The sequence below is a fragment of the Vibrio genomosp. F10 str. 9ZD137 genome (assembly GCF_049974785.1).
GTDB lineage: Bacteria > Pseudomonadota > Gammaproteobacteria > Enterobacterales > Vibrionaceae > Vibrio.
Window position 1 is genome coordinate 1 of the sequence record NZ_JBNGCJ010000212.1, and the last position, 4181, is coordinate 4181.

Annotated in this window: 2 protein-coding genes and 1 tRNA gene (1 of these 3 running past the window's edge); 1 reads left to right on the forward strand and 2 read right to left on the reverse strand. The window is 43.9% G+C overall.

What is annotated here, in order from left to right:
* Positions 1-459: 459 nt before the first annotated feature.
* On the reverse strand, positions 460-1812 hold the full coding sequence (locus tag ACP45E_RS02830) for a sigma-54-dependent transcriptional regulator (RefSeq protein ID WP_017038284.1): 1353 nt from the start codon (positions 1810-1812) through the stop codon (positions 460-462).
* 152 nt (positions 1813-1964) lie between these two features.
* On the opposite strand from ACP45E_RS02830, the gene ACP45E_RS02835 reads away from it, so the two are divergent.
* The gene (locus ACP45E_RS02835) at positions 1965-4046 is read left to right on the forward strand and encodes an ATP-binding protein (RefSeq protein WP_017038283.1); all 2082 of its coding nucleotides are present in this window, start codon (positions 1965-1967) and stop codon (positions 4044-4046) included.
* A gap of 117 nt (positions 4047-4163) precedes the next feature.
* Here the strand turns inward: ACP45E_RS02835 and ACP45E_RS02840 are convergent.
* Positions 4164-4181 (reverse strand) — tRNA-Cys (locus ACP45E_RS02840); it runs 55 nt beyond the window's last position.

Below are 4181 nucleotides of genomic sequence, written 5' to 3' on the forward strand. Positions count from 1 at the left end.
TGACCCGCTCTTCCGATCTGAGTGAAGCGGCACCAACGATCAAAGTTTTCATCAACTTATTCATTTTCATCTTTTACTCTCCATGTGATGTTTCACGTTATCATTTCGTTAACACTTAACATACCTATAGCAAGTACGATGCCAGAAAATAAGCATTTGTTTTTATTATACTTTAGTTTTAATCAGCAGTGAAATGAGCAAAATCTTGCTTATCGGGAGTCTCAGTTGTAAGCAAGATTTCGCCTATAGCAATCCTATATAAACCGATATTTAACGTAACACCCATCACACCATGACGAATATTGTGATCGATGTTAATATTTGGTTAAACAAACAATGAGCAAATTCTTGCCTATCGCGGTTACGGGCTGCTGGAAATCCATTAACCACTAAAAATATATACTCAATGTCTTGCTGTGAGCCGATATTGCATCCTGATCACAACGCTTTGCAGGCTAGTTATGCTGTGTAATCCGACCGATTTAACGAGTATTTCTGCATTTTTTGATTCAAGGTTCTTCTTGGTAGATCCAACGCTTTCATCACATCAGAAATACAGCCGTTACAGCGTGTAAGTGCGTCTAAAATGATTTGTCGTTCAAATGTTTCCATTTGTATGGCGAGTGGAAGACCGACACTACTTTGCTCTATTTGAGCATTAGGGCGACACGATAAAATCTCCCCCACTGACATGCTCTCATCCAATGCAAATCGGATAGCAACGTTTCTAAGCTCTCTTACGTTACCTGGCCAGGAATACGCGAGTAACGCCTTTGCATCGGCATCACTCATGTTACGAGTCTCTTTATTGGCTTCGCGAGTAAAGTACTCAAACAGCACCAATGCGTCATCTTCACGCTCTCTCAAAGGAGGTAGATACAATTGAGCAACATTCAGTCGGTAGAACAAATCCGGTCGAAATTGTTCATGCCCCAGCAAGTCCTCTTTCGCGGCCGCGATAACTCGGAGGTCGACATTCAATTGAGTGTTGCTTCCTACCCGCTCTATAACATGATCTTGCAGTGACCTTAGAACTTTGACCTGCATAGCGAGTGGCATACTTTCTATTTCATCAAGAAACAGAGTCCCTTTGTCTGCGTATTCTAGTTTGCCGATTCGTCGCTTAACAGCACCAGTAAACGCCCCAGCCTCGTGGCCGAACAGTTCACTTTCAAACAGGTGCTCAGGAATCGCACCGCAATTCAACGCGACAAGATGGTGATCCTTTCTTGAACTTTCATTATGTAGACAACTCGCGACCAACTCTTTACCACAGCCAGTTTCACCGTAAATGATCACATTGGTATCAATCGCCGCTATTTTGGCAACCTGAGTACGAAGCTCACGAATTACCTTACTGCGCCCTATTAACACCTTCTCTATGCCTGTGAGGTTGTTTAAATATGACGCTCGCCCTGTCTTTTCACATTGAGCTTGATACTTCTCTACCGCTTCATTGACCGTGTTAGACAAGCGCTCTGGATGAAACGGTTTTTCAATGAAGTCATAGGCGCCAAGCTGTAAGGCGTTCACTGCCATATCAACATCACCATGGCCTGTGACTAATATGACGGGCGTTTGGTTTTGATTTTCAATGAGTGTGGACAGCAACTCAAAGCCACTCATGTCAGGCAACCTTACATCGGTGATAATCGCTTTAAAATCGGTTATTTCGATTGCACTGAGTGCGTCCTGGGCTGATTCAAATGCCTGCACCGAGTAACCTGCGAGTTCCAACCATTGGCATGTCGCACGTCGAACGATATCATCGTCTTCAACCAGTGCGATTTCTGCGATTATTTCTTGATTCATTTAAGCCGTCTCAAATCCGTTCTGTATCTCTCTACGGTAGGGAATATTTCTAATGTATAAAAGGAGCTAGCTCCCAGTTCTTAACAACAAACCTTTAACATATGAGGGGCATATAGTTATCTAAGTGGCAGGACGAATTATAAGGCATAGGCATGTCACTTAGACGAAAACTCGGTTTAACCTTAATGGTGATGCTGTTGATGTACATCAGCTTGGGATCCGGGCGCTTCATCGCGACACAATGGCTGCTTTCTCAAGCGCAAAGCAATATCGAACAAAGACTGTTGGATTACGTTGGTGAGATTAGGCATGCATTGAGACGGTTTTCTCATCTGCCTTTTTTAATCACCAATGAGCCCGGAGTGTTGACCTTTCTTGAAGGAGAAACTCATCTTGAAGAACAGCTGGAAGCAGAACTGAAAGCACAACTTATTCAACTGGATAAAGCAGCCAATACTAAGGGCTGGTATATACTCTCTGCTGATGGAGAAGTGCTGATATCCAGTCTGTCTGATCTTGCTCTTGATGCATCAAAAGCCACATTCATCTCTACTCAAGTCAAATACGATCCCGATAGCCTAACCATTATCACTCAGGTTACCGATACAACCCCTCACTACTTTTTGGCTGCCCCAATTCAAAGTAACTTTGAACTCGTCGGCATTGCAGTGGTGCAAGTCGATCTCAGTTTCCTCACTGAGCAATGGTTTGCGGACAATGAAATCATCTTCTTTCAGGATCGAAGTCATGCCTTTTTCTTATCCAGTAGCCGTGAATTAGATGTGCTCAAACTCAATCAGTTAAGTAACCTTTCTGATCTGCTCATCCATGACCAACTCTATAATGGGACATCGATTACCCGTGTAAAGGCGTTTGGTGAGAAGTACATGACCCAATCCGTCACTCTCGATGACCTACAGTGGAAGCTAACTTACCTCACTCCATTAAAAGCGGTAGAACACACCGTCTCTTGGATCAGTTGGTCAGCGGTGGGATGTTGTTTGTTTTTCATTCTTCTTTTTGTTATTGGGCGTTTACGCCACCAAAAGCATCTAAGTCAACTTCGTATACAAAAACTCATAGAGAGCTCTCAAGAACGCTTGACTCAAATGATAAACAAAACTCAGGTCGGCATATTGTTATTAACCGAGAAGGGCGTGGTTTCCGATATCAATCCCATGGCCATGCGTTACTTTAATCTTTCAAATTCTATGGTCACCAATCTCGCGGCATGGAAGCTGTTTGAAACCAGCCGCGGTGATTCTACGATACTTCCACTGCTTCAAAACTTAAGCCAACATCACGATCTTGCCGAGATCAACAGCGCAGAAACCATGGCACGGCGGAGCGACGGTAGCGTTTTTCCGGTTCTGTTCTCTATTACAAGCTTGCGCTGGCACAGCCTCGATCATTACTTAGTTACAGTGATTGATATCAGCAAGCGTAAGAAAGCAGAAATTGCGCTAAAAAATGTCAACAATGACCTACGAGAGAGAGTGGAACAACGCACCGAAGAGTTAAAGTCGGCACAAAAGGAACTCATAGAGATCAGTAAAATGGCCGCTTTAGGTCGGATGTCGAGCGCCATAACCCATGAACTTAACCAGCCGCTTACCGGGCTTAGAACGCTATTAACCAGTAATGATTTACTCATGGAGCGTGGTGAGACACAACTGCTCAAAGCCAACAATAAATTGGTGCACAGTCTCATCGATCGAATGGCGAAAATGACCACTCAGCTTAAATCGTTTGCCTTCAACCGCCCTGAACAGCTGCAAGAAATCCCGCTGCTTACGGTACTGGAAGAGACCTTACGCATTTACCAGGATAGGCTGAAATCTATCGACGTCCGAATTCGAATTTCAGCGGATGTCACGACCGTATTAGGCGAAGATCAACGAGTTAGGCAAGTCATCGGTAATCTGGTGGTGAATGCTTGTGATGCGATGAAAGGCACTATCAACTCTCAGCTTCTTATTAATGCACACAGCGAAAATGACCGTGTTTTTCTTTCACTCATAGACAACGGATGTGGTGTCAGTAGCGATGAACTTGCCTATATTTTTGAACCCTTTCACACCACAAAGAAAATTGGCGATGGGTTAGGTTTAGGCCTTTCTATTTCAATGAACAGCATGCGAGATATGAAGGGGAAAATTTCAGCGGAACCCAACCACAATGGCGGTATGTCTTTCCATCTTGAATTTCAAAAATACCACGCAGGGCTCCAGTGACGTGATCGGGTTCATTCAATGCTCGTAAACGAATGAGAGAAATAGACCATTGAGCTAACAGAGCGATTTCGAAACATAAAAAAAGCCCAATCATTTCTGATTGGGCTTAATAATAGATGGTGCCCCGGGCCGGAC